This is a genomic window from Paenibacillus sp. J45TS6 (assembly GCF_018403285.1).
GTDB lineage: Bacteria > Bacillota > Bacilli > Paenibacillales > Paenibacillaceae > Paenibacillus.
Window position 1 is genome coordinate 244,782 of record NZ_BOSJ01000001.1, and the last position, 25,502, is coordinate 270,283.

The 25,502-nt window shown below is 41.4% G+C and carries 25 protein-coding genes; 5 read left to right on the plus strand and 20 right to left on the minus strand.

Going from position 1 to position 25,502, the window contains the following annotated elements; genetic code table 11:
• Nucleotides 1-17: 17 nt before the first annotated feature.
• From KJS58_RS01255 to adhE, 6 genes are all read right to left on the minus strand, one after another.
• Nucleotides 18-845, minus strand: coding sequence for a carbohydrate ABC transporter permease (locus KJS58_RS01255; protein ID WP_213529773.1), 828 nt, complete (start codon nt 843-845; stop codon nt 18-20).
• A 1-nt stretch (nt 846) separates the two neighbouring features.
• Entirely contained in the window at nt 847-1,731 is an 885-nt protein-coding gene (locus KJS58_RS01260) for a carbohydrate ABC transporter permease (RefSeq protein WP_213529775.1), read from the minus strand.
• Nucleotides 1,732-1,854: 123 nt separating this feature from the next.
• On the minus strand, nt 1,855-3,234 hold the full coding sequence (locus KJS58_RS01265; RefSeq protein WP_213529777.1) for an ABC transporter substrate-binding protein: 1,380 nt from the start codon (nt 3,232-3,234) through the stop codon (nt 1,855-1,857).
• Nucleotides 3,235-3,424: 190 nt separating this feature from the next.
• Nucleotides 3,425-4,174 (minus strand): pyruvate formate-lyase-activating protein, encoded by a 750-nt coding sequence (gene pflA, locus KJS58_RS01270; protein WP_213530249.1) that lies wholly within the window; start codon nt 4,172-4,174, stop codon nt 3,425-3,427.
• A gap of 47 nt (nt 4,175-4,221) precedes the next feature.
• Nucleotides 4,222-6,483, minus strand: coding sequence for a formate C-acetyltransferase (gene pflB, locus KJS58_RS01275; protein WP_213530251.1), 2,262 nt, complete (start codon nt 6,481-6,483; stop codon nt 4,222-4,224).
• 422 nt (nt 6,484-6,905) lie between these two features.
• Nucleotides 6,906-9,521, minus strand: a complete 2,616-nt coding sequence (gene adhE / locus KJS58_RS01280) for a bifunctional acetaldehyde-CoA/alcohol dehydrogenase (RefSeq protein WP_213529779.1) — start codon at nt 9,519-9,521, stop codon at nt 6,906-6,908.
• A 315-nt stretch (nt 9,522-9,836) separates the two neighbouring features.
• On the opposite strand from adhE, the gene KJS58_RS01285 reads away from it, so the two are divergent.
• Nucleotides 9,837-10,559: a Crp/Fnr family transcriptional regulator gene (locus KJS58_RS01285; protein WP_213529781.1), complete on the plus strand. Its 723-nt coding sequence runs from the start codon at nt 9,837-9,839 to the stop codon at nt 10,557-10,559.
• 79 nt (nt 10,560-10,638) lie between these two features.
• Here KJS58_RS01285 and KJS58_RS01290 read toward each other — a convergent pair whose 3' ends face one another.
• From KJS58_RS01290 to KJS58_RS01325, 8 genes are all read right to left on the minus strand, one after another.
• Nucleotides 10,639-11,349 (minus strand): hypothetical protein, encoded by a 711-nt coding sequence (locus KJS58_RS01290; RefSeq protein ID WP_213529782.1) that lies wholly within the window; start codon nt 11,347-11,349, stop codon nt 10,639-10,641.
• A gap of 178 nt (nt 11,350-11,527) precedes the next feature.
• Nucleotides 11,528-12,256 carry a hypothetical protein gene (locus tag KJS58_RS01295; RefSeq protein ID WP_213529784.1) on the minus strand — a complete coding sequence of 243 codons (729 nt, stop codon included), beginning with the start codon at nt 12,254-12,256 and terminating at the stop codon, nt 11,528-11,530.
• A gap of 178 nt (nt 12,257-12,434) precedes the next feature.
• Nucleotides 12,435-12,752, minus strand: a complete 318-nt coding sequence (locus KJS58_RS01300; protein WP_191799125.1) for a winged helix-turn-helix transcriptional regulator — start codon at nt 12,750-12,752, stop codon at nt 12,435-12,437.
• A 268-nt stretch (nt 12,753-13,020) separates the two neighbouring features.
• Nucleotides 13,021-13,749 (minus strand): ThuA domain-containing protein, encoded by a 729-nt coding sequence (locus tag KJS58_RS01305; protein WP_213529786.1) that lies wholly within the window; start codon nt 13,747-13,749, stop codon nt 13,021-13,023.
• A gap of 21 nt (nt 13,750-13,770) precedes the next feature.
• Entirely contained in the window at nt 13,771-14,739 is a 969-nt protein-coding gene (locus KJS58_RS01310) for a sugar phosphate isomerase/epimerase family protein (RefSeq protein ID WP_213529787.1), read from the minus strand.
• A gap of 147 nt (nt 14,740-14,886) precedes the next feature.
• Nucleotides 14,887-15,969: a Gfo/Idh/MocA family protein gene (locus KJS58_RS01315; RefSeq protein WP_213529788.1), complete on the minus strand. Its 1,083-nt coding sequence runs from the start codon at nt 15,967-15,969 to the stop codon at nt 14,887-14,889.
• The gene (locus KJS58_RS01320) at nt 15,962-16,729 is read right to left on the minus strand and encodes a sugar phosphate isomerase/epimerase family protein (RefSeq protein ID WP_213529789.1); all 768 of its coding nucleotides are present in this window, start codon (nt 16,727-16,729) and stop codon (nt 15,962-15,964) included. The genes KJS58_RS01315 and KJS58_RS01320 overlap by 8 nt, the downstream gene beginning before the upstream one ends.
• A 40-nt stretch (nt 16,730-16,769) precedes the next feature.
• On the minus strand, nt 16,770-17,885 hold the full coding sequence (locus KJS58_RS01325; RefSeq protein ID WP_213530253.1) for a Gfo/Idh/MocA family protein: 1,116 nt from the start codon (nt 17,883-17,885) through the stop codon (nt 16,770-16,772).
• A gap of 162 nt (nt 17,886-18,047) precedes the next feature.
• Here KJS58_RS01325 and KJS58_RS01330 point away from each other — a divergent pair, with 162 nt between their 5' ends.
• Complete coding sequence (locus KJS58_RS01330) at nt 18,048-18,869, plus strand: AraC family transcriptional regulator (protein WP_213529790.1); 822 nt, start codon at nt 18,048-18,050, stop codon at nt 18,867-18,869.
• Here the strand turns inward: KJS58_RS01330 and KJS58_RS01335 are convergent.
• The 3 genes from KJS58_RS01335 to KJS58_RS25745 form a co-directional block, all read right to left on the minus strand.
• The gene (locus KJS58_RS01335; protein ID WP_213529791.1) at nt 18,866-19,177 is read right to left on the minus strand and encodes a hypothetical protein; all 312 of its coding nucleotides are present in this window, start codon (nt 19,175-19,177) and stop codon (nt 18,866-18,868) included. The genes KJS58_RS01330 and KJS58_RS01335 overlap by 4 nt on opposite strands.
• Before the next feature lie 33 nt (nt 19,178-19,210).
• On the minus strand, nt 19,211-20,161 hold the full coding sequence (locus KJS58_RS01340; protein WP_213529793.1) for a Gfo/Idh/MocA family protein: 951 nt from the start codon (nt 20,159-20,161) through the stop codon (nt 19,211-19,213).
• 127 nt (nt 20,162-20,288) lie between these two features.
• Nucleotides 20,289-20,363 carry a tyrosine-type recombinase/integrase gene (locus KJS58_RS25745; protein ID WP_374705773.1) on the minus strand — a complete coding sequence of 25 codons (75 nt, stop codon included), beginning with the start codon at nt 20,361-20,363 and terminating at the stop codon, nt 20,289-20,291.
• 23 nt (nt 20,364-20,386) lie between these two features.
• Here KJS58_RS25745 and KJS58_RS01345 point away from each other — a divergent pair, with 23 nt between their 5' ends.
• Together KJS58_RS01345 and msrA are read left to right on the plus strand one after the other, a co-directional pair.
• Complete coding sequence (locus KJS58_RS01345) at nt 20,387-20,938, plus strand: TVP38/TMEM64 family protein (RefSeq protein WP_374705774.1); 552 nt, start codon at nt 20,387-20,389, stop codon at nt 20,936-20,938.
• A 94-nt stretch (nt 20,939-21,032) separates the two neighbouring features.
• Nucleotides 21,033-21,995, plus strand: coding sequence for a peptide-methionine (S)-S-oxide reductase MsrA (gene msrA, locus KJS58_RS01350; protein ID WP_213529797.1), 963 nt, complete (start codon nt 21,033-21,035; stop codon nt 21,993-21,995).
• Between the two features lie 56 nt (nt 21,996-22,051).
• On the opposite strand, the gene KJS58_RS01355 is transcribed toward msrA, so the two are convergent.
• Entirely contained in the window at nt 22,052-22,849 is a 798-nt protein-coding gene (locus KJS58_RS01355; RefSeq protein WP_213529799.1) for a lipid II flippase family protein, read from the minus strand.
• Between the two features lie 147 nt (nt 22,850-22,996).
• On the opposite strand from KJS58_RS01355, the gene KJS58_RS01360 reads away from it, so the two are divergent.
• The gene (locus KJS58_RS01360; RefSeq protein ID WP_213529801.1) at nt 22,997-23,446 is read left to right on the plus strand and encodes a DUF2188 domain-containing protein; all 450 of its coding nucleotides are present in this window, start codon (nt 22,997-22,999) and stop codon (nt 23,444-23,446) included.
• Here KJS58_RS01360 and KJS58_RS01365 read toward each other — a convergent pair.
• Both KJS58_RS01365 and KJS58_RS01370 read right to left on the minus strand, forming a co-directional pair.
• Complete coding sequence (locus KJS58_RS01365; RefSeq protein WP_213529802.1) at nt 23,443-24,378, minus strand: ROK family protein; 936 nt, start codon at nt 24,376-24,378, stop codon at nt 23,443-23,445. The genes KJS58_RS01360 and KJS58_RS01365 overlap by 4 nt on opposite strands.
• Before the next feature lie 193 nt (nt 24,379-24,571).
• Nucleotides 24,572-25,435 (minus strand): DUF421 domain-containing protein, encoded by an 864-nt coding sequence (locus KJS58_RS01370; protein ID WP_213529803.1) that lies wholly within the window; start codon nt 25,433-25,435, stop codon nt 24,572-24,574.
• Nucleotides 25,436-25,502 lie beyond the last annotated feature (67 nt).

Below are 25,502 nucleotides of genomic sequence, written 5' to 3' on the forward strand. Positions count from 1 at the left end.
TTTGCGAATGTTATCCTTCAGCCTTTAACGCTGCCTGCTGTTACGCCCTCAATAATTTGTTCTTGTAAGATGGCATAGATAATAATGACAGGCACTACACTGTACACAATACCTGCAGACATTTGAGCATAGTTCATCTGATATTCGTCTCGGAACTGAACCATACCTACTGGAAGCGTGCGGAGCGTGTCCGTAGATAAGAAATAGTTAGCCAGCAAAAACTCATTCCAATTACCAAGAAAGTTAACAATGAAAACGGTAACAATGGCAGGAATAGTAAGAGGTAACACTATCCTAGCAAAAATACCAGGCGCTCTCAACCCATCCATAACCGCTGCTTCTTCAATTTCACTCGGAAGTGATCGCATGAATGCCGCTAGGATAATAATTGTAAAAGGCAGAGCATTTGCGATGTAAGGAATGATGAGCGCTAAGTGCGTATCCAGAATGTTCATTTTTCGTACAAGTAAATAGATAGGCAGCATAAGTGAGTTGTTCGGAATCAGCATGCCTACGAGAATAAGACTGAAAAGGGCAACATTCCATTTGCCATGTTTCATCCGTGTTACTGCAAAAGCAAACATAGCACCAAACAGAATGGATATAACCGAAGCTAAGATGGAGATATACATACTATTGAAAAAATACGTTCCAATCTTGGCATTCACCCAAGTTTCTACATAGTTAGAAAACACGAATTCTTTTGGAAATCCAAACGGATTCAGTGCAATCTCATTATTATCTTTCTTAACAGAAGAGAAAATAACGAACAAAAATGGAAATAGAATAACCAGCAAATAACTTAATAAAAAGAGATGAGGGATTGATTTTTTTAGTTGGGTCATCTTAGTATTCAATCCTTTCACTACGGCGAGCGATGAGCAACTGATAAAGTGCCGTCAGAATCAATGTAAAGATAAAGATGAGCACTGCAATCGTGTTACCATAACCGTATTTAAAGTTTGTGATTGCATACTTGATCATATAAGTTGCCAGGACGTCTGTGGAGCCTGCCGGGCCGCCTTTGGTCATAACGATAACGATATCCGCAGCTTTCATTGCCCCTGCAATAGATAACATAATCACCACTGATATAATAGGTTTAATTAAGGGAAGGGTAATAGAGAGCGCACGTTGCAGCCGCGTTGCACCATCAATTTCTGCAGCTTCATCCAAATCACGCGGTATAGACAAAATGGCAGCGAGTACCATGATGATATAAAAACCCGTCCACTGCCAAGCATTCGTTAACAGAATAGAGAACATGGCGTACTTTTCATCAGATAACCAGTACAAAGGTTCGATCCCAAAAAGGCCAAGCAGCTTGTTTAAGAGGCCAATATTCGGTTCGTATATAAACCCCCACAGGATTCCAATGACGGCAGTAGACATAATGGATGGCAGAAAAACGGCTGTTTTATATAAGCCTTTTAGTTTCTTGACGTTTGCAATCAACAGGGAGAAAAAAATAATAAGCGGTACTTGGATAAAGCAGGAGAATACGATAAACCAACCATTATTCTTTGCTGACTCCCAGAACCGTTCATCACCGAGGGCTTTCAGGTAATTAGAAAAACCGATAAATTTCGGATTTGCGGAAACCCCGTTCCAGCTTGTGAAGCTGTAATAGATGGAGCTGAAAATGGGATATATGAAAAACATGAAAAATAAGAGCAACGCAGGCAAAATAAATAAGATATATACTAGCGGATTACGAAGTGATTTATTCATGCTGGACCTCCAATAAATAGAGCCTATATTCGGATTCTACTTGATGACCTTTATGTCATTACATGTTAAATAAGAAAATACCCCGGACGCCGTCCGGGGTACGTAGCCCTTTGTTTTTATCTTTTATTCAACTGCTGAGTTTGCTTCTTCCTGAACTTTTTGCAGATCCTCTGCCATTTTTTCAGGAGTCGTTTGACCACCAATCAGTTTTTGAATTTGAATATTACTGATCTCCGTCGTCACATCAGCCTGAACAAGAGAATCAAATGCCGGGAAAGAGGTTTCAGATGCATTGAGTACGGCTACGATTTCTTTCATCAGATCATCCGTAATGTTTTTCGTTAATACCTCTTCATCAAACTTCATAGCAGGCAGTACGCCATCCTCTACCAGACCTCTGATTTGCATCTCTTCATTGTAAAGATTTTTGATAAAGGATTTTACGGCTGCGAGTTTTTGCGGATCATCCGCTACAGAAGCGGCAAAACCATATCCGTTGTTCACATCACGCATTAGGGAAGTTTGGTCTCCTGCTCCACCATCAACAGCAGGTAAGTTAAAGAACCCTACTTTTCCGATCAGTCCTTCACCGGATTGACCTTCTTTAAATACGGAGGATTTCCAAGTACCGTCGTACATTAGAATCGCTTCACCGCTAGTGAACTGAGTTGTGTATTCAGCATATTCAAATCCAAGCTCACCTTTTTTGAAATATCCATTGTTAACCCATTCCTGATACTTTCCAAATGCTTTGACAACCGCCGGATCTGTCCATTTTGCTTCTCCTGTTGCGAACTTGTTTGTCACATCAGAACCAGCATAACGGGACCAGAGATGGTTAGTCAGCATAAGCGGGACCCATCCTGCTTTGGATGCACCAGCAAGAGGTACTTTTCCGTCTGCTTTGATATCTGCAAGCTGTTGTTCCAACTCAGCGAACGTTGAAGGCGCTTTCCAACCTTTTGATTCATAGTACTCTTTGTTATAGAAGAATCCTTCACCGGAACCCCCGATAGGAAGTCCGTATACGTTTCCTTCATATATAAACGGTTCTAGCGATGAAAACTTATCTGAGATGCCTAGTTCATCTAAAATTGGTGTCAGGTTAAGCAGCATTCCTTCTTTAGCGTATACTTTCGCATCCGGGCTTCCAAAAAGGTCGAAAATATCTGGCGGGTTTCCTGCAGCCATTTCGCCGCGAAGCTTCTCTTTACGGTTTACATCAGAGTCAACACCATCGAGTGTAAAGGATGCCCCCTCAACTTCTTCTTCTACCTTTTTAATCACATCTTGCAGAATGGCGAGACGTCTTTGCTTGTCAGCCCCAACTTGCGTATGACGCAGTGTCATTTCAAAAGGTTCCGTAGAAGCAGCCGGCGGTGTTTCCCCCGAAGTACCTGGGTCGGCAGCTGGTGGTGTTTCTTTACCACTACTACACGCTGCCAGAGTTAGTGATGCAGCAAGCATAATAGACATCATCGAACCAAATTTTTTCTTCAACATTTTGTGACCCTCCCCCTAAGTCCCTCTGTCCTGGATGAAATTTACATCCGCTTTACAATTTTCATTATAAAACTTTTTATTTCGAACGTAAGGACGACATTTTAGTAATGGAGGGATAAAATCTTCGAATAACAAAAAAAGATCTCCCTACGAGTTAAAGTAAGGAGATCTTTTAAATATCTTATGTTTTTTAGTAAGAAAAATGAAGATTCTGTGATTCCGTACGTCCTTCTTCAATAATGCGGTATGCACGATCCACTTCTTCCTGAGTAGGAGATGGTACTCCTTCTAGCGGGTACTCTTTGCCTAAAAGTTCCCATTTATAAATACCCATTTGGTGATAAGGCAAAATCTCGAACTTTTCGACGCCTTTCAGTGTCCCGATAAATCGTCCCAAGTTACGCAAATCTTCTTCATCATCATGAATACCAGGTACATATACATGTCTAATCCACATTTTCTTACCATGATCTGATAACCAGCGTGCTGTCTCCAGCATCCGTTCATTGGATTTTCCAGTCAGCACTTTATGCTTTTCATCATTGAAATGCTTTAAATCAAGAAGAACCAAATCCGTTGCATTAATTAATTCTTCTATACGGTTCATATCATTGAATCCATTGCTATCTAGTGTAGTATGAAGGTTCCAGCGTTTTTTCACTTCTTGAAAAAGGCTTGCTACAAACCCTGCTTGAAGTGTTGGTTCTCCACCAGAGACCGTCAGACCACCACCAGAACTTTTATAGTAATTCAAGTAAGGCTCAATTTCACTTAGAACTTCTTCCAGTGTCATTGTCTTCCCGCCGTCAAGTGCCCAGGTATCTGGGTTATGACAATACTGGCATTTGAGATGACAGCCTTGCATAAAGAGCACAAAGCGGATGCCTGGCCCATCGACAGTGCCGAAAGTTTCCAATGAATGAATATGTCCTTTTATCATCATTTCATCATCCTTCCACGCACCCGCTTGTGCGTACTTATTTTTACTTACATGCTGCCGTGGAACGTACGGTTGATAACATCAAGTTGCTGCTCTTTCGTCAGTTTGATGAAGTTAACCGCATATCCGGATACACGAACTGTAAGCTGCGGATAATCTTCTGGGTGTTCCATTGCGTCAATCAATTGTTCGCGGTTAAATACGTTAACGTTCAAGTGATGCGCGCCACTTCCAAAATAACCGTCCATCATGGAAGTCAGGTTTGTTTTTTGGATTTCTTCTTCTTTACCCAGCGCTTTTGGAACAATGGAGAACGTGTTAGAGATACCATCTAAGCTGTGCTCATATGGCAGTTTCGCTACCGAGCTAAGACTTGCGAGTGCACCTTTTTTATCACGTCCATGCATTGGGTTCGCACCTGGTGCAAATGGTTCGCCTGCTTTACGTCCATCTGGTGTAGTTCCTGTTTTCTTACCATATACAACGTTAGAAGTAATCGTAAGAATGGATTGCGTAGGCATCGCATTACGATAAGCTTTGTGCTTACGAATCATCGTCATGAACGATTCAACCAGTTCAACAGCAATTTGGTCTACACGATCATCGTTGTTACCGTAGCAAGGGAAGTCGCCTTCGATCTCAAAATCAACTGCAATACCGCGCTCGTCACGGATTGGACGTACTTTTGCGTATTTAATTGCGCTGAGGGAGTCAGCTGCTACAGACAGACCAGCGATACCGCAAGCCATCGTACGCAGAATGTCGCGATCATGCAGCGCCATTTCAATACGCTCGTAGCTGTATTTATCATGCATATAGTGAATCACATTCAGTGTGTTCATGTAAAGTTTAGCCAGCCATTCCATCATTGGTTTGAAGCGTTTCATGACTTCGTCATAGTTCAATACTTCAGATGTAATTGCAGGATACTCAGGGCCAACTTGCATACCCAGTTTTTCATCCACACCACCGTTGATTGCATACAGAAGTGCTTTTGCTAAGTTTGCACGTGCGCCGAAGAACTGCATTTGTTTACCAATACGCATTGCGGATACGCAGCATGCGATACCATAATCGTCACCGTAGATTGGACGCATCAGATCATCATTTTCATATTGAATGGAACTTGTTTCAATCGAAACTTTCGCACAATACTTTTTGAATCCTTCTGGCAGTTGTTCAGACCAAAGTACAGTTAAGTTTGGCTCTGGAGCTGCACCAAGGTTATACAAAGTATGAAGGAAGCGGAAGCTGTTTTTCGTTACACGAGTTCTTCCGTCCATACCCATACCACCGATGGATTCAGTAACCCATGTTGGGTCTCCACTGAACAGTTCGTTGTAATCTGGTGTGCGAAGGAATTTAACAATTCTGAGTTTCATTACAAAATGGTCTACAAGCTCTTGAGCTTCTTGCTCAGTAAGTGTTCCTTCTTCCAGGTCACGTTCAATGTAGATATCAAGGAAGGAAGATACACGACCAAGAGACATTGCCGCACCATTTTGTTCTTTAATTGCTGCAAGATAAGCGAAGTATACCCATTGGAAAGCTTCTTTCGCATTACGTGCTGGGCCAGAGATATCAAAACCGTGCATTTCACCCAGTTGTTTCAATTCTTGCAGTGCACGAATTTGTTCTGAAAGTTCTTCACGAAGACGGATGATATCTTCATCAATCACATCAACTTCAAGTTCATTTAATTCTCTCTTTTTATCTTTAATCAGGAAATCCACACCGTAAAGTGCTGCTCTGCGGTAGTCACCAATGATACGACCGCGGCCATAAGCATCTGGCAAACCTGTGATAATCCCTGCTTTACGAGCATTTCTCATCTCTTGGGTATAAGCGTCAAATACCCCTTGGTTATGCGTTTTACGGATGGTCGTAAACATATCAATAATTTCTTGTGGAAGTTCGAAACCATATGCTTTACAAGCGTCTACCATCATGCGAATACCGCCGAAAGGTTGGATAGAACGTTTGAACGGAGCATCCGTTTGAACCCCTACAATTTGTTCTTTCTCTTTATCAAGATAACCTGGTTTGTGAGAAACGATAGTAGAAGGTGTATTTACATCTACATCGAGAACTCCACCATTTTCTCTTTCTTTTTTGGTAAGATCCATTACGATCTCCCAAAGTGCTTTTGTATTTTCAGTTGCCCCTGCCAGGAAACTTTCATTTCCTTCATAAGGTTTCAAGTTTTTTTGTAGAAAGTCATTTACATTTACTTCTTTTGTCCATTTGCCTTTTTGAAAGTTTCTCCAACCGGACTGTACACTTTGCACATCTTTTTCGGTTACCGCCATGGTAATCCCTCCAATAACTTTTGGTTTAATCTGGACTGATTGAGAGGACAAGGCGTGAAGGAAGGGCCTGGTCCGAACAAAATCCATGAAAACTGTACTCCTACTAACTGTAAAACTGTTACTACAGCTGTCACACTATGTGACTATTTTCACTTCCTTGCTAGTTATAACCCCTTCTCTTCACTTTTCAAGGGAAGCGACTGTTTCATGGAACTGCTTTACACCTTGAATTATAGAACATATCTCACACCTACTCTGTGATATAAATCACATGGTTTAAACTGTTATTCTATTTTTATTTCTCTGTTATAGTCGGTCGGCAGATCGGTAAGCAACATGAATTCATCCCCTTCCTCCCTTTTATAAAAAAAACCGAGCTAACCAGGATTATTCCCTCTCAGCTCGGCTATTTTTATCATTACTTATTTATCAAAATTACCATAGAAAGCATTACGGTACACATCAGCGAGTTCTGTTACCAGAGGTAACTTCGGATTAGCTGTTGTACATTGATCTTCGAATGCGCGGTCTGCCAAATAATCTACACGGGATTCGAAATCTTTAGCATCAAAACCTAGTGCTTGGAACGATTCTGGGATGCCAAGTTTTCTGTTCAGATCACGAATAGCTTGAATTAAGCTGTTTACCCCTTCTTCTGTTGTGCTTGCAGGGAGTCCCAGAATTCTTGCAATTTCAGCATAACGTTGATCAGCTACAAAGTGTGCATATTTAGGGAAAGATGCAAATTTTGTTGGTTTTTTCGCGTTATAACGAATAACATGCGGCATCAAGATTGCATTCGTACGTCCATGAGCAGTATGGTACTGTCCTCCCCATTTATGGGCAAGGGAATGGTTAATTCCAAGGAATGCATTTGCAAACGCCATACCTGCAATGGTCGACGCATTATGCATTTTTTCTCTAGCCAGTTTATCCCCGGTAAGTGCAGATGCTTCGAGATATTCAAATACAAGCTGGATGGCTTTAATTGCAAGTCCGTCTGTATAGTCATTCGCCATTACTGATACATATGCTTCAATTGCATGGGTAAGTACATCCATTCCTGTATCAGCAACTGCTGTTTTAGGCAAACTATAAACGAACTCAGGATCTACAATTGCTACATCAGGCGTAAGCTCATAATCAGCCAGCGGATATTTCGTGTTGCCATTGTTCTTGTCGGTAATAACCGCAAACGAAGTAACTTCAGAACCCGTACCCGAAGTGGTTGGGATTGCAACAAATTGTGCTTTTTGTCCCAGACGCGGATATTTGTAAATCCGTTTACGAATATCCATGAATTTTTGTTTTAAGTTGTGGAAACTTGTATCTGGGTACTCGTAGAACAGCCACATTGCTTTGGCAGCATCCATTGGCGAACCTCCGCCAAGAGCAATAATACAGTCAGGTTGGAATTGATTCATTAGTTCCGTACCGCGTTCTACCGTTGTTGTCGATGGATCTGGCTCTACATCAGAGAATACTTCAATGGCAACAGGCACACGGCGCTGACGAAGGTAATGTTCTACTTTTTCCACATAACCGAGTTTTACCATCATTGGGTCAGTAACGATGAGAATACGGGAAATATCCGGCATTTTGGCAAGATATTGAGTAGCACCTTTTTCAAAGTACACTTTGTTTGGAACTTTAAACCATTGCATATTCACAGTTCTCCGCGCCACCCTTTTTACGTTAATTAGATTGACTGCTGTCACATTAGAAGAAGTCGAGTTACGACCATACGATCCGCAGCCGAGGGTAAGGGAAGGAATATTAGAATTATAAATATCACCAATGGCCCCATGCGTCGAAGGCGAATTTACCAGAATACGGCATGTTGGCAGACGATCTGCAAAACGATTAATCACATCATCATTATTGGAATGAATAACCGAAGAGTGACCCATTCCGCCAAAAGCAACGATTTCAGCTGCACGTTCAATCCCTTGTTCTGCTGTTTTTACTTTGTAGCAAGCAAGTACCGGGCTAAGTTTTTCTGCGGAAAGCGGGAATTTCGGACCTACACCGTCAATTTCTGCAATCAGGATTTTTGTTCCTTCTGGAACATGGATTCCGCACATTTGAGCAATTTTCACAGCGGACTGTCCTACAATTTTTGGATTAACAGCACATTTCTCAGCGATAATTGTACCTGCGGTAAGTTTTGCTGTTTCTTCTTTCGTTACAAAATAACATCCATTGTCGATTAACAATTTTTTAACTTCATTGTAGATTGGTTCTTCGATAATAACAGCTTGCTCAGATGCACAGATCATTCCGTTATCAAAAGATTTAGACAAGATCAGATCATTCACCGCTTGTTTCAAGTCAGCTGTTTTTTCAATGAAGCAAGGAACGTTACCAGGTCCTACGCCGAGAGCTGGTTTACCGCAGCTGTATGCTGCTTTTACCATTGCTCCCCCACCTGTAGCAAGGATCAGCGCAATGTCAGGATGATTCATAAGTTCATTTGTTTTCTCCATGGAAGGTTCATCGATCCACTGGATACAATCCGCTGGTGCTCCTTCTTTGATCGCTGCGTCTCTTAAGATGCGTGCTGCTTCACGGCTGCAATTTTGTGCAGATGGATGGAAACCAAAAATAATCGGATTACGTGTTTTGATAGCAATAAGTGCTTTAAACATCGTAGTGGAAGTCGGATTTGTTACAGGTGTAATCCCCATAATTACGCCGACAGGTTCAGCAATCTTTTGGCAGTTTTCAAATTCGTTGTCTTCAATGACACCGACTGTTTTATCGTATTTAATTCCGTTATAGATATATTCTGTAGCGAAAATATTTTTAATAATTTTGTCTTCATAAACACCGCGTCCTGTTTCTTCTACAGCGAGTTTAGCCAGGTGCATGTGTTTGTCTAAACCTGCAAGTGCCATTGCCTGAACAATGCGGTCGATTGCAGCTTGATCTAGTTCCATAAATGATTCGAGAGCTTTCTTTCCTTTTAGTACGATTTCATTAATGTAATCCTTGGCAGTTGTTTCCTTTTGTACTACTTCATTTTTATTAACGGCCATGTGATTCATCCTCCTACCAAAATGTCTATATATTTTGTTTCTCTCTTTCTACGAGATCATAGTATCATAATAAAAATATAAAGTTTGTGATTATTTTCACATATTTTGTGAATGTCTTCACAAAGTTTACGGGTACGCCTTTCAGTAGTGAAATGAATCACAAAGTTTAGAATTTCGTCACAGTTTCCCTCTCTTCAAGGCCCAAAAATCATATTCATAAGTATATACTTGAGGTATTCAAAGACTTAAATCACATTAACAAATGACTGTTCTCATGTTAAGGAACTTATTTACGATAAAAGCTAGGGGGAAATCATGATGACTTATACAAATGTATTAGAAAAGACCGAAGGAAATACCAGTTGTTTTTCTAAGGAAAATTTGAACCGCCTTTTTGACTCCATGAAGGAACGAACTTTCCCCCAAGGATCTCATCTTTTCTGGGAAGGAGACACTGCAGATAAACTCTTCTATATAAAGAAGGGTCGGATTAAAGTCACTAAATCAACAGATGAAGGTAAAGAACTCATCATGTACATCCATCAAGATGGAGATATGACAGGTCATGCAGACCCCTTCTTCTCAAGTCGACACAGTTTCTCTGCAGAAGCGCTTGAGGAAAGTGAAGTTGGCATTATTGAAACCGCTGATCTTGAATTGTTAATAGGGTTATACGGTGACTTCGCAATTGACTTTATGAAATGGATGGGAATTTACCACCGTATTACACAGACTAAATTCCGTGATCTTATGATGTATGGTAAGCAAGGAGCTCTATGTTCTACACTGATTCGCCTCGGCAATACTTACGGTGAGCAACAAGCCGATGGAAGTATTCGCATTAATAAGAAATTGACGCACACTGACCTCTCTAACATGATTGGAGCTACAAGAGAAAGCGTAAACCGAATGCTCGGGGAGCTTCGAAAAAAAGGTTCTCTTGCTTATGAAGGTGGCTACATTATCATTAAAGAACTAAATTCTCTTCGTGAAATTTGCAGATGTGAACAATGCCCCATCGAAATTTGCCGTATTTAGAATAGAAAGAAGCCGGTTCCTCCCAGAGGAATCGGCTTCTTTCATTCTTCACACATTCTTTATACGATTCTGTGTTTTATTAGATTTTCTCTACGATTTCAATCCGCACTTCATCGCCTGGATCTAAAACCATATCAAGTCCATGTTCAGCAAGTTCCTTGTTATTCACCTTCATCATCCATCTCTCCGATATTCGAGGGGTATAACCACTTATAGATTGAAGATGCTTCTTATTATCGGACAACTGCACAGAATCTGTACTCATTAGTAGATCTCTAACCGTGAGCGTGGGATCATACAGCCTTGCTATAGTAAATCGTAATTCCGGATTATTTGATCCGCCACTTAACTCCAGAGTAACCCCTGATCCACCCGTTTGGCTCATATCTATAGGTGTCGCAGGTACTACGGACAGTTTGAGTGAATCTTTGTCTTTTATGGATTGTCCCCACATATCAGCACTGATTTCTTTATTGTTTTTCTCTACCTTCCACTGTAACGTATCATCAAGTACAGTAGATCCGACCGAAATAATCTGATTTGACTCCTTCGATAAATTCGCTACACGGTCCAGCGCTTCATAAACCGTCATACCTTCATCATAACGTAAATGCAAGGATTGATTCATAGACGGTATAAAAAATCCACCTTCCACAATCATGTTCACCTCACCTGGTGTTCCTTCCTCGGCTCCACCTACGTCTTCATTCCATACACTGCAACCCGAAATCAACATAACGAGCACGACCAGAATGATAGATGGGATTGTAATTGGATTTCGCACTTTCATGCTATCACCACCTTACTTTTTTTGGCCTCAGTCTATGAGCAATTGTGTGGTTCATTTAATGATTGCTAAAATTAGACAATATCCGTCAATTACATAACTCTAGCATACTATTATCTATACCTTGAGAGCAACTAATGACAAAAAAAGCCCTAGGAAGGGCTTCATATTATTAATGAGATTATTCTACTGCAGCTTGCATAAAGATCCGCGTTCCAGACCTGTTCTTTATGTAAGGTCCAAGCCCTTTAAACTGCCGATCCGATATATATACTCCCGTTGTTAAGCGCTCCTCAACCATTTCAGATTCAGCGGAATAAACAACCGAAGAAGTGCGTAAATTCTCCTGATAGATGGGAATAGACAGATTTCGTTTACGATACGCTTTACCACAAGTACGTAACGGTCTCTCTGAAAAATAAGTAGGCACAAAATAGGCTGCTATAATATCAAGTTCTTCCTCTGAATAAAAGCTATCTTCCCCGAGAAAAGGATGCAACAGCCTTATTTCTTCATATTGTGACCAGATCAGTGCTTGTAAACATAGACTAATTAACGAAGTAATGGTATTTTCACTTGTGCTAGAAGATAGATCGCTGGAAGGGTGAAACTCCAAGAGATTAAGTCTTGTTTTCACATCTGTAATTGTCGAGGGATTCTCTGTACTTTCTGGCGTATACTCACTTCCAAGAAACTTCCATCCTTTTATTGTATATATCCATTTTTGAAAATAAGTACGTGGAACCTGTTGGAAAGCGGTGGGATAACTGAGGTCTATAGAGAGATAATACTGTCTAGCCATCGTGGCTGCTCTGTCATAGATCGACTGAACTTGTAAGGATGCACGTTCGAGCACGTCAACTTCGCGTTTTGGGTAACCCACTTTTCGGGACACGATATTTTTATTCATGTGATCAGCCTCCCTACGCCAAATTCATTTCTTCGAAATTATACTCGAAAATCCGCCTAGAGGTGCATGGACTACTTCTATTTGAAGAAAAACTCCTTATTTTCGGTTTAGGAAAATAAAGAGTCTTAGGAGCAAAAACTTACCCTATTGTGCTTTGTTTTTACTGCAATTCTTTGTGCTAGTCAATCCATTCTTCAGCCCAGTTTTGAATCTGGGACATGACTGGATTTAACGCCTTTCCCTTCTCTGTAAGTTCATATTCAATACGAACTGGAGTCTCGGGATAAACATGACGTGTTAGTATACCTTCTGCTTCTAAATCTTTCATTCGCTCAGAAAGCATTTTGTCACTCATCTGTGGAATTAGATTGGAAATATCTTTAAACCGTTTAGGCCCGTCTAACAATGTTTTAATAATTAGTCCGTTCCACCTTTTACCTAAAAAAGAAAAAGCAGTTTCGAACCTTGGACACATCTTAAGATGTGGATTTTCCATTATTTTCACCTCTTTAGTAATTCCATGAAAAACAACTTACTATAAGTTAGTATATTTCATATTAACATATTTTAACCCGAAAGAAAACGAAATATTAAAAATAGGCAGAAAATAATTTGTTACAATTATTACCCATTATGGGACGCTATGACTCTTATCTAAGTAATCAATAAAAAGGACCGTCCTAAGACGGCCCTCCACCTGTGCACTACAAAACTTATGATCGTATCCCGCGCCTCCATTAGTGTCTATATTACTTAGTTAAACATTAAACAAGAATATCTCCTAACGGTCTCACTGGTTCGCTGTAACCATACACCGGTTTGGTGTGCGGAGTAGGATAAGCCCATCTGATGGAATTGCTGATGACCTTCATCACTTGCGGATTGTAATAGGTTGGATATGTCTCATGACCCGGACGGAAGTAAAATATTTTCCCTTCGCCCCGCTTAAAAGTACATCCACTTCTAAATACTTCGCCACCTGCAAAGTTACTCAGGAAAATAAGTTCATCTGGCGTAGGAATATCAAAAAACTCACCATACATTTCTTCATGTTCCAGTAGGATATGACTTTCAATTCCTTCTGCAATCGGGTGATTCGGATTCACACACCAAATAATTTCTTGTTCTTTTGCTTCCCGCCACTTGAGATCGCAAGAAGTACCCATCAAGGCTTTAAAAGGCTTAGAGAAATGACCCGAATGAAGTACGATAAATCCCATGCCGTCTAATACCCGTTTCACTACCTTACTTACAACCTGATCATTTACTCGATCATGTGCCATGTGTCCCCACCAGATCAGTACATCTGTCGTATTTAGGACATCATCGGATAATCCATGATCAGGTTGATCGAGCGTAGCCGTGCGAATGGCGTATCCCTCACCCTCTAGACCATCAGCAAGCACTTTATGAATTCCTTCCGGATAAACTTCTTTAGCCTCATCATGAATTTTCTCATGGACAAATTCATTCCAAATCGTGACGTTAACCATGTTTATTGCCCCCTAAAATATTTACACCCACCACATATCGCCAATAGGCTCTTCAATTAGAACCTGTTTGAGATTGTGGACGGCTTTTGAAAAACCTTCTTCAATAGACATTAAGCCATCTTCATGCTCAATGCTGACAACATAATCGTAACCTACAAGTCTAAGGGCGCTAATAATATCTGCCCACGTTTTTATATCATGACCGTATCCAACCGTACGGAACTGCCAAGCACGAGTCTGCATATTCGTATAAGACTGCATATCAGTCAGACCATACATATTTACGTTTACTGGATCTATTGTTGTATCCTTCGCATGGAAATGGTGAATGGCGCCCTCGCGTCCAAGAATCTTGATCGCCTCTACAGGATCAATTCCTTGCCACCACATGTGAGACGGATCAAGGTTTGCTCCGATCGCTTCTCCAGCTGCTTCACGCAAACGCAGCAAAGTGGCTGGTGTGTGTACTGAAAATCCGCCATGCAGTTCTAAACCAACTTTAACATCATGATCGGATGCGAATTTTCCCCATTCCGTCCAGTAAGGTATCAGTTTGTTCTCCCACTGCCATTTCAATACTTCTTGGAAATCATTTGGCCAAGGAGCTACAGGCCAGTTCGGATATTTAGCGTCTTCATGATCACCCGGCAATCCAGAAAAGGTGTTGACGACGGGTACTTCGAGTTTTTCAGCAAGTTTTACTGAATTCACAAAATCATCATGAAATTTCTTAGCGATATCTTTCTGAGGATGAAGCGGATTTCCATGACAGCTTAGTGCACTGATGGTTAAACCGCGAGATTCAACGGCCTTTTTAAATTCTTTTAGTTTCGTCTCGTTCTCTAGAAGTTCTGCTGGTTTACAATGTGCATCCCCTGGGTTTCCGCCTGTGCCGATTTCAATTGCACCGAGTCCCTGAGAAGCGATATAGTCGAGTGCTTCTTCCAAACTTCTGTCACCAAATAGTACAGCGAATACGCCTAATTTCATAATAAATTCCCTCCTAGTTCTATAATAAGTAGGTTTTAAGCCGGGTATTGAAAAACCCGAAGCGAGCTTGCAACTAAATTCTTACCTGCTTACTTCGGGATCTACTTTCTATTACCCAATAATTGATTGCATCTATGTTAGTTTGTATTAGTCGAAATACACTGCTTTACCTGTACGTGCAGATTCGTAAATGGCTTCCAGTATTTGAGTAACAACCAGTGCCTGCTCTGGTCTTACCAGCGGTTCTTTGTCCTCAGTAACAGCTTCGATCCACATTCTTGCTTCACGATCCGACTCTGTTTCACTTGAACCTTCGAAGAAAGCAACGCCACCTGCGTTAAGGTTAATATTTTGATCATATAATCTGCTTCGTTTCTCTCCATTCAAACGAAGACCATTTTTCATATCCGCTCCGCCTTCTGTACCCGCGAGAAGGGTTTGAGCTTCGCCTTGTTCTACGATATTTAGTGCCCAGCTTGCTTCCACTTGAATTGTGGCTCCGTTCTCCATCGTTACAAAACCAAAAGCAGAATCTTCTACTTTAAATTCTTCTGGATCCCAAGGACCAAAGTCATTTGCCGCATTTTCACGGTTACTTAGTTTATGGAACACAGATCCCATCACACTCTTCGGCTTATAGTTATCCATGAGCCATAAGGTTAAGTCGAGTGCATGTGTACCAATATCAATCAGCGGCCCGCCGCCTTGTTTCTCTTCATCCAGGAATACTCCCCAAGTAGGAACGCCGCGGCGGCGAAGAGCGATCGCTTTACCATAGTAAATATCCCCTAAATCTCCTTCTTCTATGAGTTGTTTCAAATACAAGCTATCATTACGGAAACGGTTTTGATAGGCGATCGACAGCTTTTTGCCCGTACGTTTTGCGGCATCGATCATTTCTTGTGCTTGTTCTGTCGTTTTCGCCATTGGCTTTTCACACATGACGTGTTTATCTGCTTCAAGTGCTGCTACGGTAATAACCGAGTGAGAATCGTTAGGAGTACAAACATGAACAATATCAATAGATTGATCTTTTAATAGCTCATTATAATCTGTATATACTTTTGCACCTTCTACACCAAACTTTTCAGCTGCTTCCTCTGCACGAGATTTTTCAATGTCACAGAATGCAATCATTTCTACATTTTTCTGTTTGGATAGAGCTGGCATGTGTTTACCGTTTGCAATACCTCCGCAACCGATAATGGCTACTTTTACTGTTTTAGACATTTACTTTTCCTCCGTTATTCACATATTGTTTGATCCAATTTAGGCTGGTTTCAATGCTTTGTAATGGGGGATTCGTACAAAGGTCCTGCTCGACAACAATCCACTCTACCCCTGCTTTATCCGCTGCATCACCTACTGCTGCTACATCTACTTCACCTTGACCAAGCTCGACAGTCAGCGGACTTCCATCTGGATTACGTTTTAGATCTTTCCAGTGAACAATCGGCAGTCGTCCTTCGTATGCAGCGATATACTGGGCCGGATCGTAACCAGCATAGTGTATCCAACAAGTATCAAGCTCAGCTAACACCTCTTCAGGGAGTGTAGAGAATAACGTATCCAGCGCTGTTTTTTCATTAATTTTCTCTGTCAGTTCAAAATCATGATTATGATATAAAAGCACCATATCGTGTTGTTTCAATTTATTACTAATCTCCTTGAGATTCGCAAAGATTAAACTCCAGTCGCTGCGCTGTTCTTCAGATAAATGAGGTACGATAATGTTGCGATTCCCGATCGCTTTGTGATAAGAAACCACTTGATCAAAATCGTTTACCAAACTATCGTACTGTACATGCGTACCTACCATTTCGAGACCAAGCTCATCAAGCAATGACTTAACTTCTTCCGCTGAGTATCCATAAAAGTGATGGAACTCCACTCCTTGATATCCGAGTTCTGCGACTTTAGCTAGCGTTCCTTTAAAATCTTGTTCCAATAAATCACGTAGTGTGTACAATTGAAGCCCGAGTTTTAACATGGGGAGCCACCTCTGCTGATTGGATTAGTTATTACATAGGCTATGAAACGATCTCATTTACAAAGTTTAGCTTCATTACTTGCTGATCTACTGTAGATTCTGGCAAAGTACTTTCTAGAAGAACATGTCTTCCTTCCAGGGAAGAGCGCTCAAAAGCATGCATTGCTTCAAGAATATGATAACCAAGCTGTCCGCTTGCTTCGGCAGGTGTCTGACTTTGAATAGCCTCTGCCATTTGATTCAGTCCTGCTCCGCGTTCATTCTGCTCACTCACAAACACAGGCTCGAGCGTCTCCCATACGGCTGACCCATATCTTCTTAGTTTGACTTCTCCATTAAAAAAGTTTGGGTCTGGAACTTGCAGTGTACCTTTCGTACCATGAATTTCAATCAACGGCAAACTGGACCCTGCGGGAATATCAAAGCTCGCAATCATAGTTCCAATGACTCCATTCATGAAATCAATGGTTCCTGCTAAATGTGTTGGAGTCTGTACCTGCAGCTTCTGTCCTTGTTTTGGCCCGGAACCGACAACACGATCTGGAATCTGAATTCCTGTTGACGCACTGACTCTTCTAATCGGGCCAAGCAATTTGACGAGTGCCGTTAAATAATACGGTCCCATATCAAGCATCGGTCCACCGCCGTAAGCGTAGAAAAATTCTGGATCCGGATGCCAGGATTCAGGTCCGCCCCCCATAAAAAATGCAGTAGCGGATACCGGGGTGCCGATCAGACCATTTTGAATAGCTTGAATCGAAGTCTGAATACCAGAACCCATAAACGTATCCGGAGCACATCCAACATAGAGCCCCTTTTCTTCCGCAAGTTCTATTACCTTACGACCGTCTTCAAGGGAAATCGCAAAAGGCTTCTCGCCATAAACATGCTTTCCTGCTTGCAGAGCCGCAATATTGGTTAAGGCATGACTGCCGGGTACCGTCAAATTTAAAATCAGTTCAATTTCGTTATTATTTAGCATTTCATCTACTGTGTAAACGTTTTCCACACTGAATTCAGCTGCCCGCGCCTCGGCGCGTTCCATGATCAGATCCGCTAACGCCACGACTTCAATTACAGGGCTATTCTTCAGGTTGGTAAGGTAGATACTGCTGATATTGCCACAACCGATGATGCCTGTTTTCATTTTTTTCACTTCCACGAGTTGTGTCACTCCTCTGACGTAAGTAGCCTTTGGAAAAATATAACTCATTAAATCCTGGTTCTATAGTATTCGATTTGGTTTTAAATTAAAATGAAGTATATGATAAAAACATGAACAATCTGGTCATAATTTTAATTCAAGGAGATCTCTCATATGACAGCTGATCAAATCTGCCAAGTTCTTACAGCAGGTTTCTCATTTCACCGTAAACCTTACTATTTTTCACAGTCAGACGGAGTTAAGAATTACTTATTACGACTCCAAACGGATGGTCGCTGCCGTGCCAAAGTAAATGGGAAACTAACGTATATCGAATCAGGGGATCTTCTTTTATATCATCCTACCGAGCCATATGAATTAAAAATCGACAATGAAGAGAATAAATTAGGAGAGGTCCTTGTAGAAAGTGGGGATTATCATATTTTTTTTAGCGGGCAGTGGGTTGATGAATGGTGGAATAAAAAAAAGCGTCCGACGCTGATCAAGGTTGATTTAACGGAAAACTTACTAACTTTATTCCGACAAATCGTACTTGAACAGCGGCGGATCGCCAATCCTTACCCGGAAATCCCAAGTTACTATATGCGTATCTTATGTCTTGAAATCGATCGACTTCTCTCAGAGCAGCCTACATCCACACAAAACGGATATCTTGCCTTTCAGATCAAAAATTATATTGTGGAAAACGCCTCTACTCTCTTCAAACTAGAAGATGTAGCATCCAGTGTAGGGATTAGTGTGTCTAGAGCCGTTCACTTATTTAAAGAAGCTTTTGATACCAGCATTATGCAGTACACGATGGATGTTCGGCTGAATATGGCCCGGGAACGCATTATATTTAGTCCTATGCCGCTTGAACATATTGCTGAATCCTGCGGATTCAACAGCTATACTTATTTCCACCGAGTATTTCGCTCAAAATATGGCATGGCACCTAGAGAGTTCCGCACCATTCACCGAGAACAACTGCTTTAATTTTTCTGTTTGTTCAACTGGTTTGCAATAACCTCAGATACGACCATCGCAAGATCTTCATTACCATATAAAGATAAGACTCCGAAGAGTGTATCATTAGGAATCTCTCCTGCTTCTTCCTTAGGAACAACAAGACTCAGCACATGCTGGAGTCTCTCGTTATGTTTTTGATCAGGATACGCTTGTTGATATAACTCCTCGGGGTTTAGTCCATGGTTTACACACCACTGTGCAAACACCAGAATCATCATATCTTCATCCTGTCTGTAGCTTTCAATGATTTGTTCTTCTCTTGTTTTATAATCCATAACAATTTCCTCCTGTATTTCCTTTTAATGAAGTTACGTTTTACTTAGTATTTGCTCTGCCAGTTCATGACTTGCCAGTACATGTGCAGCATGCAGTTCGCACTGTTCTGGCTCTTTACCTATATGATCCAAAAAATGCTGCACTGCAAAAGTGAATCCTCTTCGATCAAGAATGGAATCCCAACTTCCAAACGTCCGAATGCTTTCACCGGAATTTGGTTCCCATCTTCTCGCAGTTTCCATCTGTTCGACCACGATTGAACGATGATGCCCGTGCAGCTCCACTCTCTCAAGATCAGTCCCTGCCAAGCGATGAGTAGATATCGTTCCGAAATTTTCTTTGTTCTTACCATAACGGATATGACCATAACCTTGCAGCAGACTTCCGCTTGAATTCATATGCAGCCCGTGCGATATCCATTCAACATCTTCACCACTAAGCCACAATAAAGTATCGATCATATGAATAAAATCATCATATACGGTTATCCGAGCTGAATCGGTACTTAGTTTACTACGGTGTTTGCTTAGAGACATATTTTCTATGCTTCCCTTTTCAGCAATCCAATCCCTTGCGTCTCTATAAAGGGGCGCAAATCTACGGTTAAAGCCAACAGCTAAGAGTACATTCATGGATTCTGCAAAAGCAACCATTTCTATCGATTCTTTCAGATGATAGGATAAAGGCTTGTCTACGTAAATAGCAATCCCTTGTTCAATACAAGCCATAACGATCTCAAAATGCGATTCAGTAGAACTATGTATAAACACAGCATCCAGTTCCCAGCTAAGCAGTTCCTTCATTGAAGATGTCCCTTTCGGAATCCGGTACAGATGCATTACTTCTTCGACTTTGGTAAAGGATCGATTCATCACACCTACAATTTCAACACCCCGATGTACTGATAATATAGGCAAATATACTTTCCTTGCAATATCACCTAGTCCGATGATGGCAACCTTGATTCGTTTCGAAGCACTCATCCCGTATCCCTCACTTCATCTTTATTCTGCAACTAAGTGTATCAAGCAAGCAAAAAACAATCAAAACGCATCTAATATCAAATCAGATTATCCATTCACCCTTCGTTAGACTATAATGGAGATCATACTACCTGTAAGGAATGATTTGGTTTGAAAAAATGGCTTCTTTTTTGTTTATTGTATATTCCTTTACTCGGGGTATTGTTTATTTATCGTAATGAGATTATGGATTGGTCACAAACTAATGCATCATATACAAATCTCACAATCCTTACCACCGTTTTTGCCCTATTCCCCGTCCTGCCGTTTAAGCTCATCATCGCTTTACTAGGGTATGCATTCGGTCCTATTATGGGAGGCATTGTAAGCTGGCTGGGTACCATGATTTCGTCCCTCATTACGTACGGCGTATTTCGCTGGCTGCTCAGAGATACGGGCGACAGTTATTTAAAACAGATTCCTGGAGTGAAAAACCTGACGATCATGATGCAGCAGCAAACATTCAGCGCTGTGCTTCTAGCAAGAATGATTCCGATTATTCCTCAAATGGCAGTGAATGTTTATGCGGGTACGGCTGCTCTCCCTTTCTGGAGTTATATGATTGCTTCAGGACTTGGAAGATTGCCGAGTATCGCCCTATATGCGTATGCAGGTAAAAATGCTGCAGAACATCCGCTTGCCACGCTTACGATTTTTATCATTTATCTCCTGCTCCTGATCCTTGCGTTTGTATCGTATCGAATAAGGTTAAAGCAAATACAAGAGGACGGGTCGTAACCAAAGATTGGTTTACCGGCCAAGTTTGGGATATAATACATCTACGCAAAACCTTAAGTTCGATTATCTCATCAAGATTGGAGTGAATTATATTATGGAACCATTATATACAGAAAAAGCAACATTCGCCGGAGGATGTTTTTGGTGCATGGTGTCACCTTTTGAAGAACTTCCAGGCATACTTCAAGTAAAATCAGGTTACACAGGCGGTCACACGGAAAACCCAACCTACGAGGAAGTATGTTCGGATACAACGGGTCACGTAGAAGCTGTACAAATCACTTTTGATCCAAAAGTATTTCCTTATGAAAAGTTACTAACCCTGTTCTGGCAACAAATCGATCCTACGGATGCAGGGGGTCAATTCCATGACCGCGGTACTTCTTACCAAACTGCTATCTTCTATCATACAGAAGAGCAGAAAGTAAAAGCAGAAGCTTCGAAACAAGCTCTTGAGGCAAGCGGACGTTTTGATAAACCCATCTTCACTCCCATTCTTCCGGCATCTACATTCTATGAAGCTGAAGAACATCATCAAGATTATCATAAAAAGAATCCTGCTCATTACAAACGATATCGCAAAGGTTCAGGACGTGAAGACTTCATAGAGCAATACTGGTCTTCGAACAAGAAACAAGATAATCTAAGAGAACGCCTGACTCCTATACAGTACGAAGTAACACAAAACAGTGCAACAGAACCTCCTTTCCAAAACGAGTATTGGGATCACGAGGGTGAAGGCATATACGTTGATATCGTGTCGGGTGAGCCGCTCTTCAGCTCACAAGATAAATATGATGCAGGCTGCGGCTGGCCAAGCTTTACTCGTCCCTTACGCAGCTACAGCATCAAAGAAAAAACGGATCTCAGCCACTTTATGATTCGTACAGAGGTAAGAAGCCGGGAATCAGACTCCCATCTTGGTCATGTATTCGATGATGGCCCTGGTGAGAATGGATTACGGTACTGCATTAACTCTGCCGCACTTCGTTTTGTACCGAAAGAGGATATGGAAAAAGAAGGGTATGGGGAATATCTTTCTCTCTTCGAAAAGTAATATTTAAATCTAATAAAAGCGCACACTCCTTGATTATGGAGTGTGCGCTTTTTGATTTATAGAAAACCGACAATCCAGCTGATCCATAAAGCAAAAGGAATCAAAAGAAATTGGGCTACCATCGTTCCAGCCAGCCGGGATACCAGCATATAACCATAAATTTTATTCATATGGGCGACAGGAATCTCTCCACGTAACGTACGGTCGCTTAACAGAGCTAATTTGGGATCTATCAACATGGCGAGAAGAATAGTCGCGATCCCATTGATAAGTCCTGTTGATTGTGAAGCAGTTACCGCTTGTTCAGGATTCATATAAGCAGCATATAGAGTAGCAAGTACACCGCAAGTATAGATCGCAGTTACGATCATATTAAGCAATATGAGTCTGCGGGGGACTCTCCCTATCATCAGCTGTTTAAACATGGATAACCGAGGCAGGCACACATAAAACCACGCATTTTTCAATTTTGAAAGATGAAATAATGACTTCATCATTGCCGGGATTGAGCCCGCCTTCTCTAAATGGACAACCATCCTGGCTGACCAGCGTACCGTTGTCGGAAAGAAAAAGATAGCGATCATCGTGCCCACGGCAGCAGCCAGAATAATGATATGTAGTCCCATCTGAATGGAACCTCCACCGCTTACTCTAGCGGAATCAATCATAGAACCGAGCAGCGGACCTTGTGCCATATTAGACGTGCGGGATAATAATAAGAGCATGCCGGACAATGAGATGGCTATTGTTATTCTTCGTGTCCTCATTCCACCGAGCCGCAGTGCATAAGACATACTGTCTGCTGCATGAATAATCATCGTAAATAAAAAGGGCAATGCCAGTTGATAGATCATCTATGGTTACTCCTTTGTCTTATCCAAGTAGTTCAGAAGTCCAGTTCATTTCTCTTCTGTTTTTGTTACCTGCGAAAAGGGTAATTCATTATAACGTAATATTAAGATCTAACTTCTAACTAAATTCCGATTACAGGAGGAACCTATATGCCTTGGAATAAAACAGATTATCCCCCATCCATGAAAAACCTAGAGCCCCGTGTACGCAATAAAGCGATTGAAATTGCTAATGCCCTGCTCGGAGAAGGTTATGAAGAAGGTCGTTCGATAGCTATTGCTACCGCACAAGCAGAAGAATGGAATGAGAATCATCCTGAAGGAGAAACGAAAACTCAAACCAAAAGCGGTAAATCCGATCATTCTTCTTCAAAAAAAGCAGACTCGTCAGGTCACGCTAGTGATCACCGAAATATCCATGTAGTACCTCGCGAAGACGGATGGGCTGTGAAAAAAGAAGGAAAAGAGAAACCCGAACAGATCTATGATGTGAAAGATGAAGCTGTAAAAGCGGCGAAAGAAATCGTTTCATCCAAAAACATTCGTCTCATCATCCATGATAAGCAGGGTAAGATCCAAACATCAAAAATTTACAATTAAGCTTCGCTTCTTGCAATCGCAAGCTTTGCTGCACCCATGATTCCTGCTCTATTCCCAAGCCTAGCAGGAAGGATAGGCACATCCGGACGATTTGCAAAACCGTCCATTGTAAACTTTTGAACAAAGGTTCGAATCGGTTTGAATAAAATATCCCCCTGTTCTGTTACAGCACCGCCAATGATAACAGCAGGCGGATTAAAATGATGGATCAGATTGGAAAGGCCGACTGCAATATATTCCGTATATTGCAGTATGAGGTCTTGTGCTTTTTTATTACCTGTTCTCACTTCATCAAATATCAGTCTGGGATGTTCAGCCCAGGCTGTTTCCCCTGCTTCTGCTGCTTGCCTTTTCAGTGCAGTGACTGATGCATATTGTTCCCAGCATCCTGCTGATCCGCATGTACAGGATACACCTTTCATTTGAATCACTTGGTGTCCATAGGCTCCTGCAAAGCCGCTTCTTCCTCGGTAAGGAAGTCCGTTCAAGATCAAACATCCCCCAATACCTGTCCCAAGACTTACGCATAGGAAGTGATCCAGATCTTTTCCTGCACCTTGCCACAGTTCCCCTAACGCAAGCATGTTGACATCGTTATCCACATAAACGGAGATCCCGATTCTTTTTTCTAATTCTGCTCGCAGCGGAGTTCCTTTCCAATCGGGTAAATTGGCTGTAGCGCTTCCAATCTCTCCCTCCAGGTTTATAAACCCTGCGGTTCCTATTCCAAGAGCAAGGATATCCAAATTACTATATAACGCCTCTTCCAAACAACTTGTAGCTATCTCTTCTATTTTGTTTAGTAAGGCTTCCTTGCCATTTTCCGAGTATGTAGGAAGGGTACGGTCAACAATCAATTCACCCTTAAGAGTGACTACCCCCGCCTTTATGTTCGTTCCTCCGATGTCTATACCGATGACTGCCTGCTGCATTCCAGAAACCCTCCTCCAAATGTAGAAAGATCTTTTGCATTACAGTATACCTTTTTATGGTTAATATGAGTATGTTTTACTTCTCGTAATTTGTACTAATGCAGCTATGTGAAATAAAACGTTTCAAAATCCTACATCGCTATAAAACGAAATTATACAATAAAAGGAGAAAAAACCGTCACATATCGCTATGTCACGGCTTCTTCGTACTCTGATATGAGCTCATTGCATGATTCAATGTATCCAGTGCTTCTTGATACTGTAATTGATCCTTATCATTCTGTGCCAGCTTCTTACGCATCGTTAGTTCATCTTGAAACTGTGCTACAAGATCAGATATTTGAGCACTTGGCTGGGGCTGAGCTGAATTAGGTAACGCCCTGCTCCCGGTTTGGACCGTCAATTCGCCTTTACTGTCCACTTGTCCTATAAAAACATGTTTGAGAGGAAGATGTAAATCTCTGAGCTGCTTGTGAACCCAACTTTCGCTAAATCCTGTTTCCTTCAGAGAATCAGGCAGAATACGTCCATCAATAATAATGGTTTTAGGCTCTTGTTCTTTCATTAGTCGATAACCAAGTGCATCTGCGGTGAGTGGTTGAAATTCTTTTTTGAGCATCACATTAATTTCACCGCTTTGCTCCATAATAGCAAACTCTACATCCGCTACTCGGAAAACATCCTTCTTACGCAGCTGTTCTAAAAATTCATCAACCGTTAGTTTTTCTTTGCGTAAATTATCAGCAATTAGTGCACCATTTTCTACGAGGATCGTTGACTTTCCATCAACTATATCTCGGAATTTTTTGCTTTTCATAGTGAAATACTCAGCTCCGACAGACACTACAATCCATACTGCCAAAGCTACAAATCCCAAGTACCAGGTGCTGTCCAAGTCAAGTGAGATATATCCAACCAAGTTACCGAGTGTAATCCCTGTAATGTACTCAAAAAGAGACAGTTGGGATATTTGTCGCTTACCCAATATTTTAGTGATAATAAAAAGTACGGTAACGGCTGAAAGCGTCCTTAGCGCAACTTCAATCCAATCGGGCATGTAACTATACCTCCAGCTGATTTCATTCTCTTACCCATCTTGATTTAAAATCCCCTAAGGCAGATAA